This is a genomic window from Brevundimonas sp., from assembly GCF_019636155.1.
Classification (GTDB): Bacteria; Pseudomonadota; Alphaproteobacteria; order Caulobacterales; family Caulobacteraceae; genus Brevundimonas.
Genome location: NZ_JAHBYB010000003.1, coordinates 297,751 through 317,443 on the forward strand (window position 1 = coordinate 297,751; position 19,693 = coordinate 317,443).

A 19,693-nucleotide genomic window follows, 5' to 3' on the forward strand; every position below is an offset into this window, starting at 1 on the left:
TCGGGAGGCGTGCGCGAGCCCATGGGCCGCGGCGGCCTGGCGACCGGATCGATCCGGCCGCGGGGAGGGCGACCGTAAGATGACCGATCTTCGCAGCCCCGCGGACGTCTTCGGCCCGCCCCTGCGTGACGAGCGCCGTCTGACGGCCCCCTCGGCCGTGGCCCGCGCGGGACGCAAGCCCGACGCCAAGGCCCGCGCATGGGATGCGCCGGTCGCCTCGGTCGCGGCGGCCCCCTATGACCGCGCGGCGCCCCTGGCGGGACGACGGTTCCTGATCGTCACCGCCCCGTTCGGCCCGTTCGGACGGGTTCTGGCGGACAGGCTGACGGCCCAGGGGGCCCAGGTGTCCCGCATGCTGTTCAACTTCGGCGACGCCGTGAACTGGCGCCGCCCGGGCGGCATCCGCTTCAAGGGGGCGGTGCGGCAGTGGCCCGGGCGCCTGGCGCAGCTGGCGCCCTATTTCACCGACATTCTCGTCTTCGGCGAGGGCGGCGCCTACAACCAGGCGGTCCTGACCCAGGCCGAACAGCTCCAGGCCCAGGTCTGGGTTCTGGAGAACGGCTATTTCCGCCCCGACTGGATCACGGTCGAGCGCAACGGGGTCAACGCCTCCAGCAGCCTGCCGCGACGGCCCGAGGCCTATGGCCCGCCCGCCGCGGACCTGCCCGATGTGCGCCCTTCCGGCCGTATCCTGCCGCACCATGTGATCAACATCAGCCTGTATCATCTGATGCAGGCCCTGGGGCGGCCGCTGTATCCGCGCTATGTCGCCCCCTACACCCAGCCGCCGTGGCTGCAGTGCCTGGGCCATATCCGGCGCTATTTCAGCCTGGCCTTCCGGCGCAAGTCCGACGCCGACACGGCCGTCATCGCCGCGCGCGGCCCCTTCTACCTGGCCTGCCTGCAGCGCGAGGGCGACGCCCAGCTGCTGCGCTATTCGCATTTCGCCGACAATACCGCCTTCCTGGCCGAGGTGATGACCAGTTTCGCCCGCCATGCGGCGCCCGAGGCGCGGCTGGTGGTCAAGAACCATCCCCTGGACCCCGGCCTGGTGGACCTGGCCAAGATGACCCGCGTCCTGGCCATCGAGCGCGGCCTGGCCGACCGGGTCGATTTCATCGACGGCGGCAACCTGGCCCAGCTGTGCCGGGCCTCGCGCGGGATGGTGGTCAACAACTCCTCGGCCGCCCTGTCGGCCCTGGGCTTCCAGACCCCGGTCAAGGTGCTGGGCGAGGCCTTCTTCGATATCGAGGGCCTGACGCACCAGGGGCCGCTGGACGCCTTCTGGACGGCGGCCCAGGCGCCGGACCCCGATCTGTTCGTCAATTTCCGGGCCCATGTCATCGCCATGAGCCAGGTGAACGGCAACTATCACGAGCCCGACGCCCTGCGTCCCACGGCCGAGGGCCTGACGCGGGTCTTCGCCGAGCGCGCCTGAGAATCCGGGCGCGGCCAGTGTGGCCTCCGCGCCACCCTCCGCGAGCGTCACACGGCTGTCACATATCTGTCGCCGATGCGTTCAATCGAGGGCCTAGAGGGGCCTCAATCCGGCCTGGGAGAGGGGATTCGGCCCCTCGACCGCTGCGAACGGCCGTCATCTAGGGGATCTCGATGTTCATGAAGAAGCTCAGCTGTGGGGTCTCCCTCGCGGCCATCGCGCTGGTCTCGGCCACCGCCGTCCACGCCCAGGAAACCACCGGCGGCATCCGTGGCCAGGTCTTCGACGCGGCGGGCAACGCCGTCGCCGGCGCCTCGGTCACCGTGCTGCACCAGCCGTCGGGCACCTCGTCCACGACGATGACCGACCAGAACGGCGGCTACAGCGTGCGCAACCTGCGCGTCGGCGGCCCCTATGTCGTCACCGTCCAGTCGGCCCAGGGCGCCGGCTTCTCGGCCCTGCCGGCCGTGGCCATTGGTTCGCCGGCCTCGCTGGACGTCTTCCTGAACGCCGATGAGGGCGTGGCCGTGGACGACGTGCTGGTCACCGGTGCGCGTTCGCGCGGCACCTCGCCGACCGCCAACTTCAACCTGAACGACCTGGAAACCCAGCCGTCGATCAGCCGTGACATCAAGGACATCGTCCGCACCTCGGCCTTCGCCACCGTCGATCCGTCGAACGTCAACGCCCTGTCGATCGGCGGCCAGAACACCCGCTACAACGCCTTCCTGGTCGACGGCGTCCGCCAGGGCGACGACTTCGGCCTGAACTCGAACGGCTATCCGACCCTGAACTCGCCGATCTCGATGTCGGTGATCCAGGCGGTCAACGTGTCGGTCTCGCCCTATGACGTGCAGTACGGCTCGTTCACCGGCGGGGTGGTCAACTCGGTGACCAAGTCGGGCGGCAACGAGTTCCACGGTGAAGTCTTCTGGGAAACCACGAACGACAGCCTGCAGGGCGACACCTTCAGCTACACCGACTTCCAGACCGGCCAGCAGTTCGACCGCACCCTGTCGGGCGAGTTCGACGAGAAGACCTGGGGCGCGACCCTGAGCGGCCCGATCATTCGCGACCGCCTGTTCTTCCTGCTGAGCTACGAAAAGTATGAATCGGTCCAGCCGGCCCTGACGGGTCCGGAAGGCTCGGGCGCCCCGAACCCGGTTCCGGGCGTCACCCAGGCCATGGTCGACGAGGTGCGCGAGATCGCCCGCACCGTCTACGGCTATGACGCCATGGACTGGTCGACCGACAGCATCACGGTCACCGACGAGAAGTGGTTCGGCAAGCTGGACTGGAACATCAGCGACCGCCACCGCGCCGTCCTGTCCTACCAGCAGACCGAAGGCGGCGACTTCCGCCTGGGCCCGAACGCCACGACCGGCGCCTATCCGGCCCTGGCCCTGCTGTCGTCGTCCTACTACGTCAACAACAACCTGCGCTCGACCAAGGCCCAGCTGTTCTCGGACTGGACCGACAATTTCTCGACCGAGTTCTCGGTCGCCTACAAGGAAGTCGAGGGCATCACGACCAACCCCGGCGGCGACGACTTCGCCTCGTTCCAGGTCTATATCGACGACCCGACGGGCAGCACGCCGCGTCCGGGCGGCGAACGTTCGATCCGCTTCGGTCCGGACCGCTCGCGTCACGCCAACTCGCTGACGGTCGACACCACGACCTATCGCTTCGTGGCCAACTATGACACCGGCCTGGGCCACCGTCTGATGGCCGGCATCGAGCGCGAGGAACAGGACATCTTCAACCTGTTCGTCCAGGTGGCGAACGCGGAATACGAGTTCGCCTCGATCGCCGACTTCCGCAACCGGATCGCCTCGTCGGTCGGCTATTCCAACGCCGGCACCAATGTGAAGAGCGACGCCGCGGCCTCGTTCGGCTACGCCCAGAACAGCCTGTATGTGCAGGACACCTGGGAAGCCAACGACGTGCTGACCATCACCCTGGGCCTGCGCGCCGACTGGTACGAGATGTCGGACCGTCCCAAGCTGAACCCGGCCTTCGTCAGCCGTTTCGGCTTCGGCAACGACACCACCCTGGACGGGATCACCATCTATCAGCCGCGCTTCGGCTTCAACTGGCGTCCGGCCCCCGGCCTGACCATCTACGGCGGCTTCGGCCGTTATCAGGGCGGTTCGCCGAACGTCTGGATCTCGAACAGCTACACCAACCCCGGCAACCTGATCGGATCGTTCAACTGCCGGATTTCGTCGAACTATTCGTCGAACTTCGCCAACAACTTCGCCGTCTGCCCGGACGCCAGCTATCTGACCAACGTCGATGGGCTGAACGTCAATCCGCAGGTCCAGGCGGGCGTGACCTCCAGCGCCAACCTGGGCACCGGCAACATCAATGTGATCGACCCGAGCTTCAAAACCCCGTCGATCTGGAAGACCTCGCTGGGCTTCAACAAGGCCTTCGACCTGAGCCGCTTCGGCATGGGCGACGGCTGGGACGTGACCGCCGAATACGTCCACTCGCAACTGGAAGACCCGATCGGCTGGGTGGATCTGAACATGCTTCAGACCGTCAACGGCCAGGCGCCGGACGGCCGTCCGACCTACGGGCCGAACGGCAGCAGCAACCGCACCCAGCAGGTGATCATGATCACCAACTTCAAGGGCGGTAAGACCGACCAGATCGCCCTGTCGCTGAACAAGGACTGGAACGAGGGCTGGCTGGAAGGCCTGGGCTTCAACCTGTCCTACACCTACCTGGACTCGACCGATCCGTCGGCGGCCACCTCTTCGACGGCCTCGTCGAACTACGGCAACCTGATCGCTTCGGACCCGAACGCCTCGGTGGTCTCGACCTCGAACTACGAGATCAAGCACGCCACCAAGCTGCGCCTCAGCTATAGCCGCGCCTTCTTCGGCGACTATCGCACCCGCGTCGGCCTGTTCGGCCAGCGCCGCTCCGGCCTGCCGTTCAGCTATACCTTCGGCACCAGCCCGGCGACCCTGTTCGGCGAGAACTACACGACCCAGCGTCAGCTGTTCTACGTCCCGCAGACCGACGCCTCGGGCAATGTCACGGCCACCAGCGACCCGCTGGTCCGTTATGGTCCGACCTTCGACCTGGCCGCCTTCAACGCCTTCCTGAAGAGCTCGGGTCTGATCAACGAAGCGGGCAGCATCAGCACCCGCAACGCCTACAACTCGCCCGCGGTCACCACCTTTGACCTGCACCTGTCGCAGGAACTGCCGGCCTTCTTCCCCGGCGGCGCCCGCCTCGAGGCCTATATGGACATCGAGAACCTGGGCAATCTGCTGAACGACGAGTGGGGCGTGATCCAGCAGGTCGGCTTCCCCTACAACTCGACCAACGTCGGGGCGCTGAACTGCCAGCGCAGCACCTGCGCCGGTGGGGCGACTGGAAACTTCTACCAGTACAACACCTTCACCAACCGCACCGCCTCGACCTTCAGCACCACCGCCGTCTGGCAGGTGAAGCTGGGCATGCGCTACCGCTTCTAAGCCTTATGGGCTGAAGAGGTTGGGGGCGGTTCCGCAAGGGACCGCCCCTTTTCTTTTGCGCCGCCGCCGGTTGAATGGGGGGAACGGGATGGCTATCTGGCCCGCTCCCTCTCGGGACGCCGCAGGATCGAGACCGTCATGAGCTTCATTCCCGCCGAATGGGCCCCGCACCGGGCCATGTGGGTCGGCTGGCCCAGCCACGCCGAACTGTGGGGGGACGACCTGGAGGCCGCCCAGGCTGAGGTCGAGGCCCTGGTCCGCGCCCTGGCCGGGCCGGGGCGGGAACAGGTGCGGCTGCTGGTCGGGCACGACGACGCCCTGGCCGATGCGCGCGCGCGCTTTGACGGCGTGACCGGCGTCGAGGTCGTGCCGGGCCGGTTCGGCGACATCTGGCTGAGGGACACCGGGCCGATCTTCGGGGCGGGATCGGCGCGCGCCGCCGCCTTCCGCTTCAACGGCTGGGGCGGCAAATACGAACTGGAGCATGACGACGCGGTGGCCGACCAGATCGGCGCCCATGCCGGCGTTCCCCTGGACCGTCATGATTTCATCCTGGAAGGCGGCGCCCTGGACCACGACGGGGCCGGGACCATCCTGACCACCCGCCAGTGTCTGCTGAACCCCAACCGCAATAGGGGCTGGACCGAGGGAGCGGCCGAAGACGCGCTGAAAGCGGCCCTGGGCGCGGCGCGGGTGGTGTGGCTGGGCGACGGCCTGCTGAACGACCATACCGACGGCCATGTCGACAATCTGGCGCGGTTCGTGGCGCCGGGGGTGGTGGCCTGCCCCATCGCCTATGGTCCGAAGGACCCGAACGCCGAGGTCTATGACGCCACGGCCGCCGCCCTGTCGGCCGCCGGATTCCGCACCCTGCGCCTTCCCTCGCCCGGCCTGGTGGTGGACGAGGACGAGCGGCCGATCCCGGCCAGCCACATGAATTTCCTGATCGCCAACGGCGCCGTGATCGTGCCGACCTATGGCGACCAGACCGCCGCCCGCCTGGCCTGCGAGGCCCTGGCGACCGTCTATCCCGATCGGGAGATCATCCCCCTGCCGTCGACCGCCATCCTGACCGGCGGCGGATCCTTCCACTGCATTTCCCAGCAGGAGCCGGGATGAGTGGCGAGTGGGGAGTGATTAGTGAATAGTGACGGTTGCTGGCCATTGGGGGGTTCTGGTGACCGAGGGGGTGCGGAGCTATCGGGACTTGCAGGTCTGGAAGTCCGCCATGGACTGGACCGAGGCAGTTTACGAAGCCACGGCGCATTGGCCGGCCGACGAGCGTTTTGGCCTGATCAGTCAGGCGCGGCGGGCATCGGTTTCGGTGCCTTCCAACATCGCCGAAGGCTGTGCGCGGCAAAGCACGGGAGAATTCGTGCAGTTCCTGGGCATGGCCCGGGGTTCTTTGGCGGAGGCGGAGGCGGAGGCGGAGGCGGAGGCGCAACTGATTCTAGCCGGGCGCTTTGGATATACCGCCAGGCCCGACATCGAAGGCCTTCTGAGCGCCGCGGCCGAAATCAGCCGCATGCTCGTCGCGCTGATCGCATCACTCAAACGGAGGCAGAAATCATGATGCCTCAATCACTTACCACTAATCACTTATCACTATGACACGCACTCTTTCCGTCGCGGCCCTCCAGACCTCCTATGGCGAGGACATCCAGGCCAATATCGACAAGACCATCGCCCTGATCCGCCAAGCGGCGGCCCAGGGCGCCCAGGTCATCCTGCCCAGCGAACTGTTCCAGGGACCGTATTTCTGCGTCAGCCAAGAGGAGCACTGGTTCGCCCACGCCTATGAATGGCGCGAGCATCCGTGCGTGACCCAGCTGGCGCCGGTGGCCAGGGAGCTGGGCGTGGCCATTCCGGTCTCGATCTTCGAGCGGGCGGGGCCGCAGTATTACAACAGCCTGGTCATGCTGGACGCCGACGGTGAGGCCCTGGGCGTCTATCGCAAGAGCCATATTCCGGACGGGCCGGGGTATCAGGAAAAATACTATTTCCGGCCGGGCGATACGGGCTTCAAGGTCTGGAACACCCGCTTCGGCCGGGTCGGCGTCGGCATCTGCTGGGATCAGTGGTACCCCGAGACGGCGCGCGCCATGATGCTGATGGGGGCCGAGGTGCTGATGTATCCCACCGCCATCGGCACCGAGCCGCATGACGACAGCCTGGACACCGCCGAACCGTGGCGCCGCGCCATGCAGGGCCACGCCGTGTCCAACGTCGTGCCGGTGGTCGGCGCCAACCGCATCGGGCATGAACAGGTGACGGCGGCGGGCCAGACCTTCTATGGCCACTCCTTCATCGCCGATCATCGGGGCGACCTGGTGCAAAGCCTCGGCCGGGATCAGGAAGGGGTGCTGGTTCACAGCTTCGACCTGGACTTCCTGGACCGGCACCGCGCCGCCTGGGGCTTCTTCCGCGACCGCCGCACGGACCTTTACGGCCCGCTGATGGGGCCTGGGCGCTGAGCGTCAGGACATGGGAACCACCCTCTACATCGACGCCGACGCCTGTCCGGTGAAGGAGGAGATCTATCGGGTGGCGCGCCGCTGTGGGCTGAAGGTCTTCGTGGTCTCCAACGCCTGGATCAACGTCCCGCGCGAGCCTCTGATCGAACAGGTGGTGGTGGACGCGGGGTCCGACGTCGCCGACGACTGGATCGCCGAACGCGCCGGGGTCGGCGATGTGGCGATCACCAGCGACATCCCCCTGGCCGACCGCTGCCTGAAGGCGGGGGCCCAGGCGATCCGGCCCAACGGCCAGGTTTTCAGCGCGGACTCCATCGGCTCGGCCCTGGCCGGGCGGATGATCGGCGAGCACCTGAGGTCGGTCGGGGCGGTCACCGGCGGGCCGCCGCCGTTCGCCGCCGCCGACCGGTCGCGCTTTCTCCAGGCCCTGGACGCGGCGGTGGTGCGGGCGCTGAGGGCCGCGCCATGATCGCCGTGCCCGAGGAGGAGCTGGAGTTCCGCTTCTACCGCGCCGGGGGACCGGGCGGGCAGAACGTCAACAAGGTCGCCACGGCGGTGCAGATGCGGTTCGACGCGCGCGGCTCGCCCAGCCTGAGCGAGCCGGTCAAGGCGCGGCTGCTGAAACTGGCGGGGTCGCGGGCCACGGCGGACGGGGTGATCCTGATCAACGCCGTGCGGTTCCGCACCCAGGAACGGAACCGGGCCGACGCCGTCGAACGGCTTCAGGCCCTGCTGGACAAGGCCGCCGTGGCGCCGACCTTCCGCGTGCCGACCCGGCCCACCCGCGCCTCGAAGGAGCGCCGGCTGGAGGCCAAGTCGCGCCGGTCGGGCGTCAAGAGCGGCCGGGGCCGGCCGGACCTGGATTAGGTCCGATCAGGGGCGCCCCGTCTCCTCCCCGTCGCGCAGCGATGGGGAGGTGGAACGGCGGCGCAGCCGACGAGACGGAGGGGGTCTGTCTTGGTGTCGTGAAGAACCCCTCCACCGCCTTCGGCGGTCCCCCTCCCCATGAATGGGGAGGAGACAATGCTTCCTCCGCAAGGGAAAAAGTGAGTCTTCAGCGGCCGACGGCGTGCAGGGCGGCGCCGTGGTCGCGCAGCCATCGGCGATGGGGGCGGTGGTCGCCGATCAGCCGCTGGACCACCGACCAGTAGGCGGGGCTGTGGTCGGCGTGGACCAGATGGGCCACCTCGTGCGCGGCCAGATAGTCCAGCACCGCCGGCGGGGCCATGACCACGCGCCAGGAATAGCGGATGGTCCGGTTGTGGGGGCTGCAGCTGCCCCAGCGCGACCGGGCGTCGGCGATGGACAGCCGGACCGGCCTCTGACCCAGGGCCTTCAGGTGGACGTCGGTGCGTTCGGTCAGGGCCTGGCGCGCCAGCCGCTTCATCAGGTTCTCGACCCGGCGGGCGTAGGCCTCGCCCTCGCCGCCCGAAAGGATGACCGGCCCCTGGTCGGTCTGGACCAGGCGCGCCGCACCGGCGCCGCCGGTCGCTTCCAGCCGCACCGGCCGGCCGTGCAGCAGGATCGTCTGACCCGGCGCCAGGGGCGAGGCGGCGGGACGGGCCGCCAGACGTTCGGAAATCCAGATCGCCTTCTGCCGGGCGAAGGCCACCCCGTCGCTCAGCCGCCGTTCGCTGGGCGCCGTGACCACCGCCTCTCCGGCTCGGGCGTCGATGCGGATCGAGACACGCCGCGCCCGCCGGTTGACCGACAGCCGCAGGGTCAGGGGTTCCGCCGTCAGGCCGTCAAGCCGCAGCCGCTGGCCGTGCTGATAGGCCACCGGCGGCCTCCTCGTTGCGGGCGATGAAGTCGCGCACGCGGGGATAGATCTCGTCGCGGAAGCGGCGGCCGTTGAACACGCCGTAGTGGCCCACGCCCGGCTGGACATAGAGTTCGCGCCGGTCGTCGGGGATGTTGGGCGTCAGGCCATGCGCCGCCTGGGTCTGGCCGACGCCGGAGATGTCGTCCATCTCGCCCTCGACCGTCATCAGGCCGATGTCGGTGATGGCGGCCAGGTCCACCGGGCGGCCACGATGCTCCAACAGGCCGCGCGGCAGCAGGTGCTGCTGGAAGACGATGTCGATGGTCTGGAGGTAGAATTCCTCGGTCAGGTCCAGGACCGACAGGTATTCGTCATAGAATTCCGCATGCTTCTGGGCGCTGTCGCCGTCGCCGGCGACCAGGTCCTGGAAATAGCGCCCGTGGGCGTCGACGTGCTTGTCCTCGTTCATCGACATGAAGCTGTAGAGCTGGACGAAGCCCGGATAGACCCGCCGTCCCGCGCCCGGATAGGGCAGGGGGGTGGTGTGGATCATGTTCGACTTGAACCAGGCGAAGGGCCGGTCCTCGGCCAGCTGGTTGGTCACGGTCGGCGACAGGCGGGCGTCGATCGGCGAGCCCATGAAGGTCATGGAGGCGGGCCGGCTGGGGTCGTCGTCCCGGGCCATCAGGGCGCAGGCGGCCAGGACCGGCGGCCCCGGCTGGCAGACGCCCACGACGTGGGCGCCGGGGCCTATGCGCGCCAGCATGGTCCGGATGTGGTCGATATAGTCGTGGAAGTCGAAACGGCCTTCCAGCATCGGCACGTTGCGGGCGTTCTCCCAGTCGGTGACATAGACGTCGTGGTCCTGAAGGAAGGTCTCGACCGTGCCGCGCAGCAGGGTGGCGTAATGGCCCGACAGGGGGGCGACGATCAGGACGGCGGGAGCCGCCGTCGGCTTGCCCGCCTTCTTCAGATCGGCCGGATTGCGCACGAAACGCAACAGCCGGCACCAGGGCGAGGACCAGGCCACGCGCTGGGTGGTGCGCACCGGCCTGCCGTCGATCTGGATCGAGTCCAGCCGCCAATCCGGCTTGCCGTAGCGCCGGGTCAGGTTCTCGAACAGCTCGGCCGAGGCGTAGGCTGTGCGGCCGATCGCCGTTTCCGCCCAGGGATTGAGGGGAGAGGTCCAGAACTGCCGCGCCATCTGCGCGCCGATCCGGAAGGGAGCCGCCGACTGATAGGCGAGCTCATGTAGGGAATAGAGCATGGAATCCTGTACGCGGCCCCCGCCGATGCTGCAGGGCAGCATAGAACGCTCCAGGGCGCAAAAGGATTATGAACACGGATGCGTCATCCGCGCCGCCGCGTTCCGGCCGCGGCGGGCCGGAACGGGCGTCGCGCGAAGGCGTCAGCGCGTCAGGTGACCGGCCAGGATGGCGTCGATCTGGGTCTTCAGGTGGGATTCCAGCTGGGCCAGGTCCCAGCCGTCATAGGCCGCGCGGCGGAAATTGCCGGTGAAGACCGTCCAGATCAGACCGCCCAGCAGGGTCACGTCGGCGTCCTGCTTCACCTCGCCGGAGGCCACGCCTTCGCGCAAGACGGCGATGACCGAATCGATCAGCGGCTGGCTGAGCAGGCGGCTGCGGCGGTCGGCCTCGACCGGCTGGAACCACGAGCGGGCGATGGTCGCCTGCATCAGGGGCAGCTGGTCCAGCGAGCGGTGATAGCCGGCGGCCAGGGCCGCGGTCAGGCGTTCGGCCACGCGGCCGTCGCGCGGCGTGCCACCCTGAAGGGCGGTCAGCAGGTCGCCCATCTCGTCGGCCAGGACGGTTTCGAACAGTTCGGCCTTGTCCTGGAAATTGGCGAAGACGGCGCCGGTGGACATGCCGGCGCCCTTGGCGATGTCGCGGATGGTGGCGGCGTCATAGCCCCGCTCGGCGAACAGGGTGCGGGCGGCGTCCAGAACCTTGCCGCGGGTGCGGATCTTGGCGGCCTGACGACGGTTCAGGCGCGGTTCGCCGGGGACGGGGGAGGGGATGTCTCGCATGGGGAAAGCGTACTCGACTCGATTGGGCCGCCCGGCCGGGCCGTGCAGCGGTCACAGAGGGCTTTGAAGCGGTCGAAGAGGGGGAGGTCGACCGAGGGCCGGACAAAGATCACGGAACGATGACCAAATTGGGTCTTGTTCCTTGCCGGGAATTTAACCGGGACGATCGGTCGCGGCTCAGGCCTTGCTCGGCGTCGGGGTGCGGCGCAGGGCGCGGTTGGGCCGGCGGGCCCGACCCGCGGGCGCGGCGGCCTGGAATACGGTGCGGAACTGCTCGCGCTTTTCGTGCACCGAGGCCAGGACCAGGCCCATGGGCACGCCCAGATCGACCAGGGTGTTCTCGGCCAGCTGCAGGCTGGCCTCGGTCGTCTCGGGCACGGCGTCGGTGACGCCCAGGGCGTAGAGCCGCGCCGCGTGCCGGTCGTCGCGGGCCCGGGCGATGACGATCAGGTCGTCGCGGGCGGCCCGGGCGGCGCGGACCACTTCGTCCACCTTGGTCGGGGCGTCCATGGTGACCACCAGGGCGCGGGTCGATTCGATGCCGCACAGGGCCAGCATCTCGACCCGGCCAGCGTCGCCGTAATAGGCCTCTATCCCGTCCTTGCGCGCCTGGGCCACCGTGGCGGGGTCGGTGTCCAGGGCGATGAAGCGCTGGTCGTGCTCGGCCAGAAGATCGCCGACCAGTCTTCCCACCCGGCCGAAGCCGACCAGGATGACCGCCCCCTGGCGAGGCGGATCGACGGGGGTCGGGGCGGGGGCGACGCCGTCGGCGGGCGGCGGGGCGGCGGCGACGTTCAGCTTCTGGCCGATCATGGCCATCAGGGGGATGGTGAACATGCTGATGGTGGCGGCCGGCAGGACCACGGCGGCCAGGCCGGGCGAGACCAGTCCCTCGACCATGCCGGCGCCCAGGATGACGAAGGCGAACTCTCCCGCCGGGCCCAGGACCAGGGCGGTCTCGACCGAGGCGCGGACCGGCAGGCCCCACACCCTCGCCAGGTTGAAGATGATGGCGGCCTTGGCGGCGGTGATCAGGGCGGCCATGCCGAAGACGGAGACGGGATCGGCGAAGACCACGTCCAGGTTCAGCCCCAGTCCGACCCCGACGAAGAAGACCCCCAGCAGCAGGCCCTTGAACGGCTCGATGGCCAGTTCGACTTCGCGCCGGAACTCGGTCTCGGCCAGCAGGACGCCGGCGATCAGGGCGCCCAGGCTCATCGACAGGCCGGCCGCCTGGGCGCCGACGCCGGCGCCGACCACCACCAGCAAAGCGGCGGCCAGGAACAGTTCGCTGCCCCGGTCGGGCTTGCGCGACCGGGCCGCCATGCGGAACAGGGGGCGCAGCACCAGCCGGCCCAGCACGACCAGAAGCGCCAGGCCCAGGGCGGCCGGGGCCAGGGTGAACAGGGCCGAGCTGAGCACCGTCGCATCCAGGGCGCCGCCGCCCTGGGCCAGGGCGGCCAGGACGGTGACGGTGATCAGGATGGGGGCCACGGACAGGTCCTGGGCCAGCAGGACGGCGAAGGCGGACCGGCCGACCAATCCCTTGAGGCGGCCGCGCTCGGCCAGGACTGGCATGACGATGGCGGTGGAGGACAGGGCCAGGCCCATGCCCAGCACCGCCGCCCCGGCGAAGGAGGCGTGGGCCAGCAGCATGAAGCCGCCGGTCAGGGCCGCGGCGCACAGGCCGATCTGCAGCATGCCCAGGCCGAACACCAGCCGACGCATGGCGCGCAGCCGCTCCCACGACATCTCAAGACCGATCATGAACAGCAGGAAGGCGACGCCCAGCTCTGACAGCTGGCGCATCTGGGCCTCGTCGCTGAGGGTCAGGTGGCGCAGCCAGGGGGCGGCCTCGGCGAACCGGCCAAGGCCGCCGGGGCCCAGCAGCACCCCCGCGGCCAGGAAGCCCAGCACCGGACTGATGCGAAAGCGGCTGAACAGCGGGACCAGAACCCCGGCCGCCGCCAGAAAGACCATCAAGTCCTTGTAGTCGCCTCCGCCGTGCCCGGTCATCCGCCCCCCACGCTTCGCCCCATCATGGCAGGCGGGATGGACGCCGCGCTAGGGCCGATGGTGCGAATTGTCGCACCCGGCGGGTCAGTCGATCACCGAGAAGCGGCGGCTGTCGAACACGCGAAGGACCTGGGCCAGGTCGCGGCCCCGGCGCAGGATGTGGCCGCCTTCGCCGAAGACGGCCCACTGGCCCTGGCGCGCCTGCAGGGCGGGGCGTTTCTCGATGCGCCAGGCCGGGGCGTCGCCGGTGCGGCGGTAAAGGGCGAACTCGGCCGCCTCGCGTCCGTCGCTCATGGCGTAGTCGCGGGCCTCGCCCGCCGCCACCAGCCGGCCGTAGACGGACAGGATCCGGGTCAGCTCATGCCGGTCGAAGAAGATCGGGCCGGGCGGCGGGACGGCCAGGGCGTCGCGGGTCATGGCCTAGAGATGAGCCGCCTCGCGCCCCCGCGCAACGGGGCGGCCGCCGCGCCCGCGCGAAGTCCGGCGAACGCCGGGTTCAATCGACACGAAAAGGCCCTGTTTCGGTCCTTCGCCCGCCCGGTTGGCCATTGAAAAGGGTTTCATCGGCTCGCCGGAGTCCGGAACCGTCCCGGATCCTGAACAGCCCCCCCAGCCCCCTGGATGTTCCAGCAAGGGCTCCGGCGGGCCGATGCTTCCTCCAAGCGAGACGCCCGCTCCGCCGATCCCTCCCCCCTCCTGGCCGAGCGGGCGTTTTGCTGTCCGGAACCTGCCTTTATTCCCCGATCGTCAGACGCAGGGTCTCCTCGCCGCGCCGCAGGGTGAGGGCGATGGGCCGCGACCCGTCGCCGATGGCGGCCGCCAGGGCCGCCCGGTCGGCCATCTCGCGCCGGCCGACGGCCTGGACGACATCGCCGGCCCGCAGGCCCGCCGCGGCCGCCGGCGAACCGGCCTCGACCGCCAGGACCGCCAGGGCGCCGTCCCGATCCCCGAACTGGCCTCCCAGGGCGACGACCACCGACCGGCCGACCGCCACGCGCGGCGCCGAATCCGCCTCGACCGCCAGGCTGGCGGAGGCCTCGCGCCCGTCGCGCAGATAGACGATGCGCAGGGTCGAGCCGGGGGCGGCCACCCCCACGCCCGCCTGGACCGAGCCGGCGTTGGCGACCGGGCGATCCTCGATCCGCGTGATGACGTCGTTACGCATCAGGCCGGCGCGCTCGGCCGGGGAGCCCGGCGCCACGTCATCGACCACGGCGCCGCGCACGATGCGCAGGCCCAGGGCCTGGGCCCGCTTGGCGTTCAGGGAGCCGAAGATGGCCCCGGTGCGGCCGCGCCGCACCTCGCCATGTTCGCGCAGCTGCTGGGCCACATACAGCATGATGCGGGTCGGGACGGCGAAGGCGATGCCGTCGTTGCCCCCGCCCAGGCCGCCGGACAGGATGGAGGTGTTGATGCCGATCAGCCGGCCCCGGCTGTCCAGGAGCGGTCCGCCGGAATTGCCCGAGTTCACCGCCGCGTCGGTCTGGATATAGTCCTCGACCGCATCGCCCAGGCCAGACCGGTTCAGGCCCGAGATGACCCCCATGGTCAGGGTCTGGTCCAGTCCCAGGGGATAGCCGACCGCGAAGGCCAGATCGCCGGTGCGCAGGGTGTCGGAATCGATCGTCTCGACCTGGGTCAGGTCCGTGGCCTCGATCTTCAGCACGGCGATGTCGGTGGCCGGATCGGCCCCGATCAGCAGCGCGTCGAACAGCCGGCCGTCCAGCAGGTCGACGGTGAATTTCTGGCCGCCCTTGATGACGTGGTTGTTGGTGATGATGATTCCGTCGGCCGCGTCGACGATGACGCCCGAGCCGCCGGAAATCTCGGTGGGTTCGTTGTCACCGCTGGTGGGGCCGCGCGACACGCCCAGGGTGGTGATCTGGACCACGGCGGGCAGGCTGGCCTCCAGCCCGGCGGCGAAACTGAACACCCCGCGCCGGCTGTCGTAGGGCATGGGGAATTCGCCCGTCGGGCCGGCCTGCTGGATCGCGCTTTGATAGGGGGTCTGGGCCAGGCCCGGCGTCGCCAGGGCGGCGATCAGCAGGGCGGCGGCCAAGGGGCCGGAAGGGACGGGATGGAGGCGGTTGGGGGCGCGACGCATGGAAACCTCGTGTCGGAGGACGCCAGACTAGCGATAGAAACGCGCCGTGACGACAGCCCCTGGCGATGCGTCATCAACCGTCAGCCGTCCGCGGTGCCGCTGGACCACGGCGCGGACGAAGGGCAGGCCCATGCCGTGGCTTTCGACGCCGTCGCGCCGCTCGGGCCGGGCGGGGTCGAAGCCCGGCCCCTGGTCCGCCACCGACAGGGCGCAGCCGTCCGCCTCGCACCAGGCGCGCAGGGCGATGCGCCCGCCGTCGGGCGAGTATTTGACGGCATTGTCCACCAGATTGGCCAGGGCCCGCTGCAGCAGGGTGCGGACGCCCAGGACCGTCACCGCCCCTTCGGCCACGACCGCCAGGGTGACGCCGCGCGCCTCGGCCAGGGGCTCGTACAGTTCGGCCACCTGGCGCAGCAGGGCGTCCAGCCGGATGTCCTCGAACACCCAGGCCTCGCCGTCACGCAGGGCCAGGGCGTCGTTCATGGCGCGGGTCAGGGCCTGAAGGTCCTCTTCCGCCCCCCCCAGGAGGGCGTCGCGCCGGGCCGCGCCGGACGCGGTCCTCAACTGGGCCAGCCGGGCCGTGGCCCGGGCCAGGGGGGTGCGGAAATCGTGCGCCAGCTGGTCCGAGGAATCGCGCAGCCAGCCCAGCAGCTCCTCCAGCCGGTCCAGGGTCTGGTTCACCTTAAGCGTCAGTTCCGACAGTTCGGGCGCCACCCCGGTCTCGGGCGCGCGGCGCGAGAAATCGCCCACGGCGGCCCGCTCCAGCGCCAGGTTGACGTCGTCCAGCACGGCGGTCAGCCGTCGCCGAGCGAAGACGGCGGCCGTGATCCCCGACACCAGGATCACCCCGCCGGTCGCCAGGACCGCCAGGACCGCCCAGCCCCAGGCCTCGCCCGAGGGTTCCACCACCCGGCCGACGATCAGCCGCAGGGAGCCGGCGTTGCGACTGACCACCACCGCCTCGACCGCGCGATTGGGGCACAGGGCGCCGCGCTCCAGCCGGACCAGATAGATGTCGGCGCCCAGCCGGGGCGCCCGCACCGCCCGCTCGGTCTCCAGGGCCGCCAGGCCGGCCGGCTTTCCGACCGGGGCGCGGATGAAGCGCACCCCCGCGCCGCCGCGCCCGGTGCGACAGGTTTCCTCCAGGCTGCGCTGGTCGCGGGTCGGGCCGTTCTGGAAGGCGCTGAGCCAGGCCGACAGGAAGGCCGCGTCCCCGGGAGTCAGGGCCTCGGCCGCCAGGGTCGACTGTTCGCCCAGCTTGGACACCAGGGCGCCGTAGTCATCCAGCGCCGCCAGGGCCGCCTGTTCCCTCTGGTCCATCCGGGCGGCCATGCCGGTGGCGATCAGGGAGGCCGACAGGGCCACGGCCGCCAGCACCGCCAGGGCGGCGGCCAGCTGGGTGGTGGTGCGCCGACCGACCCAGCGTCCCAGGGCCGCCAAGGGCGCCACCCTCAGACCGCCCCGTCCAGGTCGCGGAACACCAGGCTCTGGCTGCGGGCCGAAACGATCAGGGGATGCCATTCCTCGGGCAGTTCGGGCGCCTGTTCCTTCAGCCGCCGGCGCAGGGCCGAGATGCGGGCGTCGATGATGTTGACGAAATTCTCGGGCAGGAATTTCCACTCCACCCAGCAGCGGTCCCACAGCATGGTCTTGGTCACCGGCTGGCCGCGCGCGGTCATCAGCTCGGCGACGATGGCGAACTCCAGCGGCGACAGGTCGATCAGGCGGCTGTGGCCGTTGGTCTCCAGCTTCAGGGTGCGCGGGCCGGGGGCCAGGCGGAACGGGCCGTTGACCACCTCGCCGCCGCCGACCGCCTTGGCCGGGCGGGCCGCGCGGCGCAGCTGGGCCGCGATCCGGGCCAGAAGCTCCTCGTCCCCCACCGGCTTGGCCAGATAGTCGTCGGCCCCGCCCATCAGCCCTTCGACCTTCTGGCGCTCGCCGCCAAGGGCGGTCAGCATCAGGGCCGGGGCGTCGGCGGAAGGCCCGCCGCCGGCGCGGATGCGCTTGAGGGTCTCCAGCCCGTCCAGGCCGGCGGTCAGCCGGTCAAGCACCAGGATGTCGAAGGCGGCCGCCTGGGCCGCCGCCGCAGCGTGCTCGCCCGCCTCGAACCGATCGACGACGGCGAACCCGGCGGCCTTCAGTCGGCAGGCGACGTGTTCGGAAAGGGCCGGGTCGTCCTCCAACAGCAGGGCGCGTCGCCCCGCGAAGGCCGCCTGCAGCTGGGCGAAGGGATCGTCGCCCCCGATTTCCGCCTGATCGGACATGTCCGCCTCCCACGACCCGGCGATGACGATACGGCCGTTCCGCGAAACGACAAGCGGGCCGCCGTCATCCCTGACGGGTATCGCGGCCGTTCGCCGCTGACGGTTCCTGATCTAGGACGACAGGGCGCGGGCGTCGCGCAGCCGCCGGCCGATGCGGAAGACGACGATCATCAGCAGGATCAGCAGCACCGGCGCCAGGATGGGCGCCAGAAGGGCCAGCAGGCTGGTGACCACGGCCAGGACGTCCTCGACCAGGCTGACCACCGGATTGCCCAGGCCGCCGGTCGTGGCGGTGGAGGCCACCCGCATTCCCCCTTGCGCCGCGTTGAAGGCCAGGGCCGCCGGAGCGCCGACGATGACGCCGGCGACGGCGGCGGCGGTCGGGTCCACGGCCCACAGGACGCTGCCGGCCGCCACGGCCCCGGCGATGGGCCGGGTGACGAAGCCCAGGGCGTTCAGGGCGTGGTCGACGGCCGGGATCTTGTCGCCCGCGAACTCCACCACGGCGGCGACGCCCAGGGCGGCGATGGCCGGCCAGCCCGCCAGCCAGGCCATCTGATCGTTCAGCCGCACGCCCGCGAACTCGAATTTGGCGGCCAGGGCCAGCAGCAGCAGGGGCAGGAAGGTGCGCAGGCCCGTCGCCGAGGCCAGGCCCAGCCCCAGGAGCAGGGGCAGGACCCAGGTGGTCAGGAAGGCGGTCGGGATCGCGTCCATCGCCGCACAATGCGCCGGAACCGGCCGTGGCTCCAGCCGCTTGTTCCGCGAGCCGTCAGGAGGACCGACCATGGAAGACCGTCACGCCGCCCGCGCCGAGACCGTCGCCGAACGCGAACGCGCCATCCAGGCGCCGATCGACGCCAAGGCCGGCAAATCCGAAGGCGGAAAGGCGCACGAAGGCGCGGTCCAGGCCGGGGCCCGCGCCTATCCGGAACCGCCCTTTCCGAAACAGCATCAGCGCAAGCCGGGCGAGGAATGGCGGCTGGATCCGGCGCCGATGTACGACGCCCCCTTCTGGAAGGGATCGGGCAAGCTGCAGGACCGGGCGGCGATCATCACCGGCGCCGACAGCGGCATCGGCCGGGCGGTGGCGGTCCTGTTCGCGCGCGAGGGCTGCGACGTCGCCGTCTGCCACCTGGACGAGGACCGGGACGCCGAGGCGACGAAACGGGCGGTGGAGGCCGAGGGACGAAAGGCCGTGGTGCTGAAGGGCGACGTGGCCGACCCGGCCTTCTGCGAAGGCGCGGTCAGGGCCGCGGTGGAGGCCTTCGGACGGCTGGACGTGGTGGTGTCCAACGCCGCCTTCCAGGAACATGTGGAAGCGCTGGAGGACCTGTCGTTCGAGCATTTCGACCGGACCATGAAGACCAACCTCTATGGCTGTTTCAACCTGGTGAAGGCGGCGCTGCCGCATCTGAAGCCTGGCGCGGCCGTGGTGGTGACCGGATCGGTCACCGGGATAGAGGGCAACAAGGACCTGCTGGACTATTCCCTGACCAAGGGCGGGCTGCACGCCTTCGCCCGGTCGCTGGGGACCCATCTGGCGCCGCGCGGCGTCCGGGTGAACGTGGTGGCGCCTGGCCCGGTCTGGACGCCGCTGAACCCGGCCGACAAGGCGGCGGACAAGGCGGCGACCTTCGGGTCCCAGACGGTGATGAAACGCCCGGCCCAGCCGGAAGAGATCGCCCCGGCCTTCGTCTTCCTGGCCTCGCCCCAATGCTCCAGCTACATCACCGGCGAGGTGCTGCCGATCATCGGGGGATACGGCGGCGGCTAGGCCACAAGGTCTTCGTATTCCGGATGCCGCTTCAGCCAGGCGACGGCGTAGCTGCACACCGGGTGCAGCTTCAGCCCCTCGGCGCGGGCGTGTTCGGCCAGGGCCTGCATGAACCGGCCCGCCGCGCCCGAGCCGCGCAGGGCCGGGTCCGCCTCGACATGCAGGATGGCGCGGGTGTCGCCCTGGACCGCATAGTCGGCGAAGACGGCGCGCAGTTCTCCGTCGCCATCGGTGAACCCCTGTTCGAAACGGTGGGCGGCGGGAACATCTCGGAACTGGGTCATGGGCGCATCCTGGTCTAGTCTCGTCCTTCGAACCGAAGA

Annotated in this window: 18 protein-coding genes; 8 read left to right on the forward strand and 10 right to left on the reverse strand. The window is 70.0% G+C overall.

From position 1 onward, the window contains the following. Positions 1-79 precede the first annotated feature (79 nt). The 7 genes from KF910_RS05405 to arfB all read left to right on the forward strand — a co-directional run bounded on the left by KF910_RS05405 (position 80) and on the right by arfB (position 8,270). A complete protein-coding gene (locus KF910_RS05405) occupies positions 80-1,438 on the forward strand; it encodes a capsule biosynthesis protein (protein WP_292259382.1) in 1,359 nt (452 codons plus the stop codon). A gap of 173 nt (positions 1,439-1,611) precedes the next feature. Continuing rightward, entirely contained in the window at positions 1,612-4,929 is a 3,318-nt protein-coding gene (locus KF910_RS05410) for a TonB-dependent receptor (RefSeq protein ID WP_292259383.1), read from the forward strand. A 138-nt stretch (positions 4,930-5,067) separates the two neighbouring features. Then, positions 5,068-6,048 (forward strand): agmatine deiminase family protein, encoded by a 981-nt coding sequence (locus tag KF910_RS05415; protein WP_292259385.1) that lies wholly within the window; start codon positions 5,068-5,070, stop codon positions 6,046-6,048. 70 nt (positions 6,049-6,118) lie between these two features. Continuing rightward, positions 6,119-6,502, forward strand: coding sequence for a four helix bundle protein (locus KF910_RS05420; RefSeq protein ID WP_292259463.1), 384 nt, complete (start codon positions 6,119-6,121; stop codon positions 6,500-6,502). 34 nt (positions 6,503-6,536) lie between these two features. Next, entirely contained in the window at positions 6,537-7,403 is an 867-nt protein-coding gene (gene aguB / locus KF910_RS05425) for an N-carbamoylputrescine amidase (RefSeq protein WP_292259386.1), read from the forward strand. 10 nt (positions 7,404-7,413) lie between these two features. Continuing rightward, positions 7,414-7,872: a YaiI/YqxD family protein gene (locus KF910_RS05430; RefSeq protein WP_292259388.1), complete on the forward strand. Its 459-nt coding sequence runs from the start codon at positions 7,414-7,416 to the stop codon at positions 7,870-7,872. Then, positions 7,869-8,270 carry an alternative ribosome rescue aminoacyl-tRNA hydrolase ArfB gene (arfB, locus tag KF910_RS05435; protein ID WP_292259390.1) on the forward strand — a complete coding sequence of 134 codons (402 nt, stop codon included), beginning with the start codon at positions 7,869-7,871 and terminating at the stop codon, positions 8,268-8,270. Before KF910_RS05430 ends, arfB begins: the two co-directional genes overlap by 4 nt. 187 nt (positions 8,271-8,457) lie before the next feature. Here the strand turns inward: arfB and KF910_RS05440 are convergent, their stop codons facing one another. The 9 genes from KF910_RS05440 to KF910_RS05480 all read right to left on the reverse strand — a co-directional run bounded on the left by KF910_RS05440 (position 8,458) and on the right by KF910_RS05480 (position 18,310). Further along, positions 8,458-9,183, reverse strand: coding sequence for a M48 family metallopeptidase (locus KF910_RS05440; RefSeq protein WP_292259392.1), 726 nt, complete (start codon positions 9,181-9,183; stop codon positions 8,458-8,460). Continuing rightward, positions 9,149-10,432: a polyhydroxyalkanoate depolymerase gene (locus tag KF910_RS05445; protein ID WP_292259465.1), complete on the reverse strand. Its 1,284-nt coding sequence runs from the start codon at positions 10,430-10,432 to the stop codon at positions 9,149-9,151. The genes KF910_RS05440 and KF910_RS05445 overlap by 35 nt, the downstream gene beginning before the upstream one ends. 141 nt (positions 10,433-10,573) lie before the next feature. Next, the gene (locus tag KF910_RS05450; protein WP_292259394.1) at positions 10,574-11,212 is read right to left on the reverse strand and encodes a TetR/AcrR family transcriptional regulator; all 639 of its coding nucleotides are present in this window, start codon (positions 11,210-11,212) and stop codon (positions 10,574-10,576) included. 177 nt (positions 11,213-11,389) lie between these two features. Next, on the reverse strand, positions 11,390-13,228 hold the full coding sequence (locus KF910_RS05455) for a cation:proton antiporter (RefSeq protein WP_292259396.1): 1,839 nt from the start codon (positions 13,226-13,228) through the stop codon (positions 11,390-11,392). Positions 13,229-13,312: 84 nt separating this feature from the next. Then, positions 13,313-13,645: a DUF2794 domain-containing protein gene (locus KF910_RS05460; RefSeq protein WP_292259398.1), complete on the reverse strand. Its 333-nt coding sequence runs from the start codon at positions 13,643-13,645 to the stop codon at positions 13,313-13,315. Positions 13,646-13,961: 316 nt separating this feature from the next. Then, complete coding sequence (locus tag KF910_RS05465) at positions 13,962-15,332, reverse strand: trypsin-like peptidase domain-containing protein (protein ID WP_292259399.1); 1,371 nt, start codon at positions 15,330-15,332, stop codon at positions 13,962-13,964. Between the two features lie 27 nt (positions 15,333-15,359). Continuing rightward, positions 15,360-16,772 (reverse strand): sensor histidine kinase, encoded by a 1,413-nt coding sequence (locus KF910_RS05470; protein WP_292259400.1) that lies wholly within the window; start codon positions 16,770-16,772, stop codon positions 15,360-15,362. Between the two features lie 11 nt (positions 16,773-16,783). Beyond that, positions 16,784-17,596 carry a response regulator transcription factor gene (locus KF910_RS05475; protein WP_292259402.1) on the reverse strand — a complete coding sequence of 271 codons (813 nt, stop codon included), beginning with the start codon at positions 17,594-17,596 and terminating at the stop codon, positions 16,784-16,786. 111 nt (positions 17,597-17,707) lie between these two features. After that, positions 17,708-18,310 (reverse strand): DUF4126 domain-containing protein, encoded by a 603-nt coding sequence (locus KF910_RS05480; protein WP_292259405.1) that lies wholly within the window; start codon positions 18,308-18,310, stop codon positions 17,708-17,710. Between the two features lie 70 nt (positions 18,311-18,380). Between KF910_RS05480 and KF910_RS05485 the strand changes: the two genes are divergently transcribed. After that, on the forward strand, positions 18,381-19,370 hold the full coding sequence (locus tag KF910_RS05485; protein WP_292259407.1) for an SDR family oxidoreductase: 990 nt from the start codon (positions 18,381-18,383) through the stop codon (positions 19,368-19,370). Here KF910_RS05485 and KF910_RS05490 read toward each other — a convergent pair. Further along, entirely contained in the window at positions 19,367-19,654 is a 288-nt protein-coding gene (locus KF910_RS05490) for a GNAT family N-acetyltransferase (RefSeq protein WP_292259409.1), read from the reverse strand. The genes KF910_RS05485 and KF910_RS05490 overlap by 4 nt on opposite strands. Positions 19,655-19,693 lie beyond the last annotated feature (39 nt).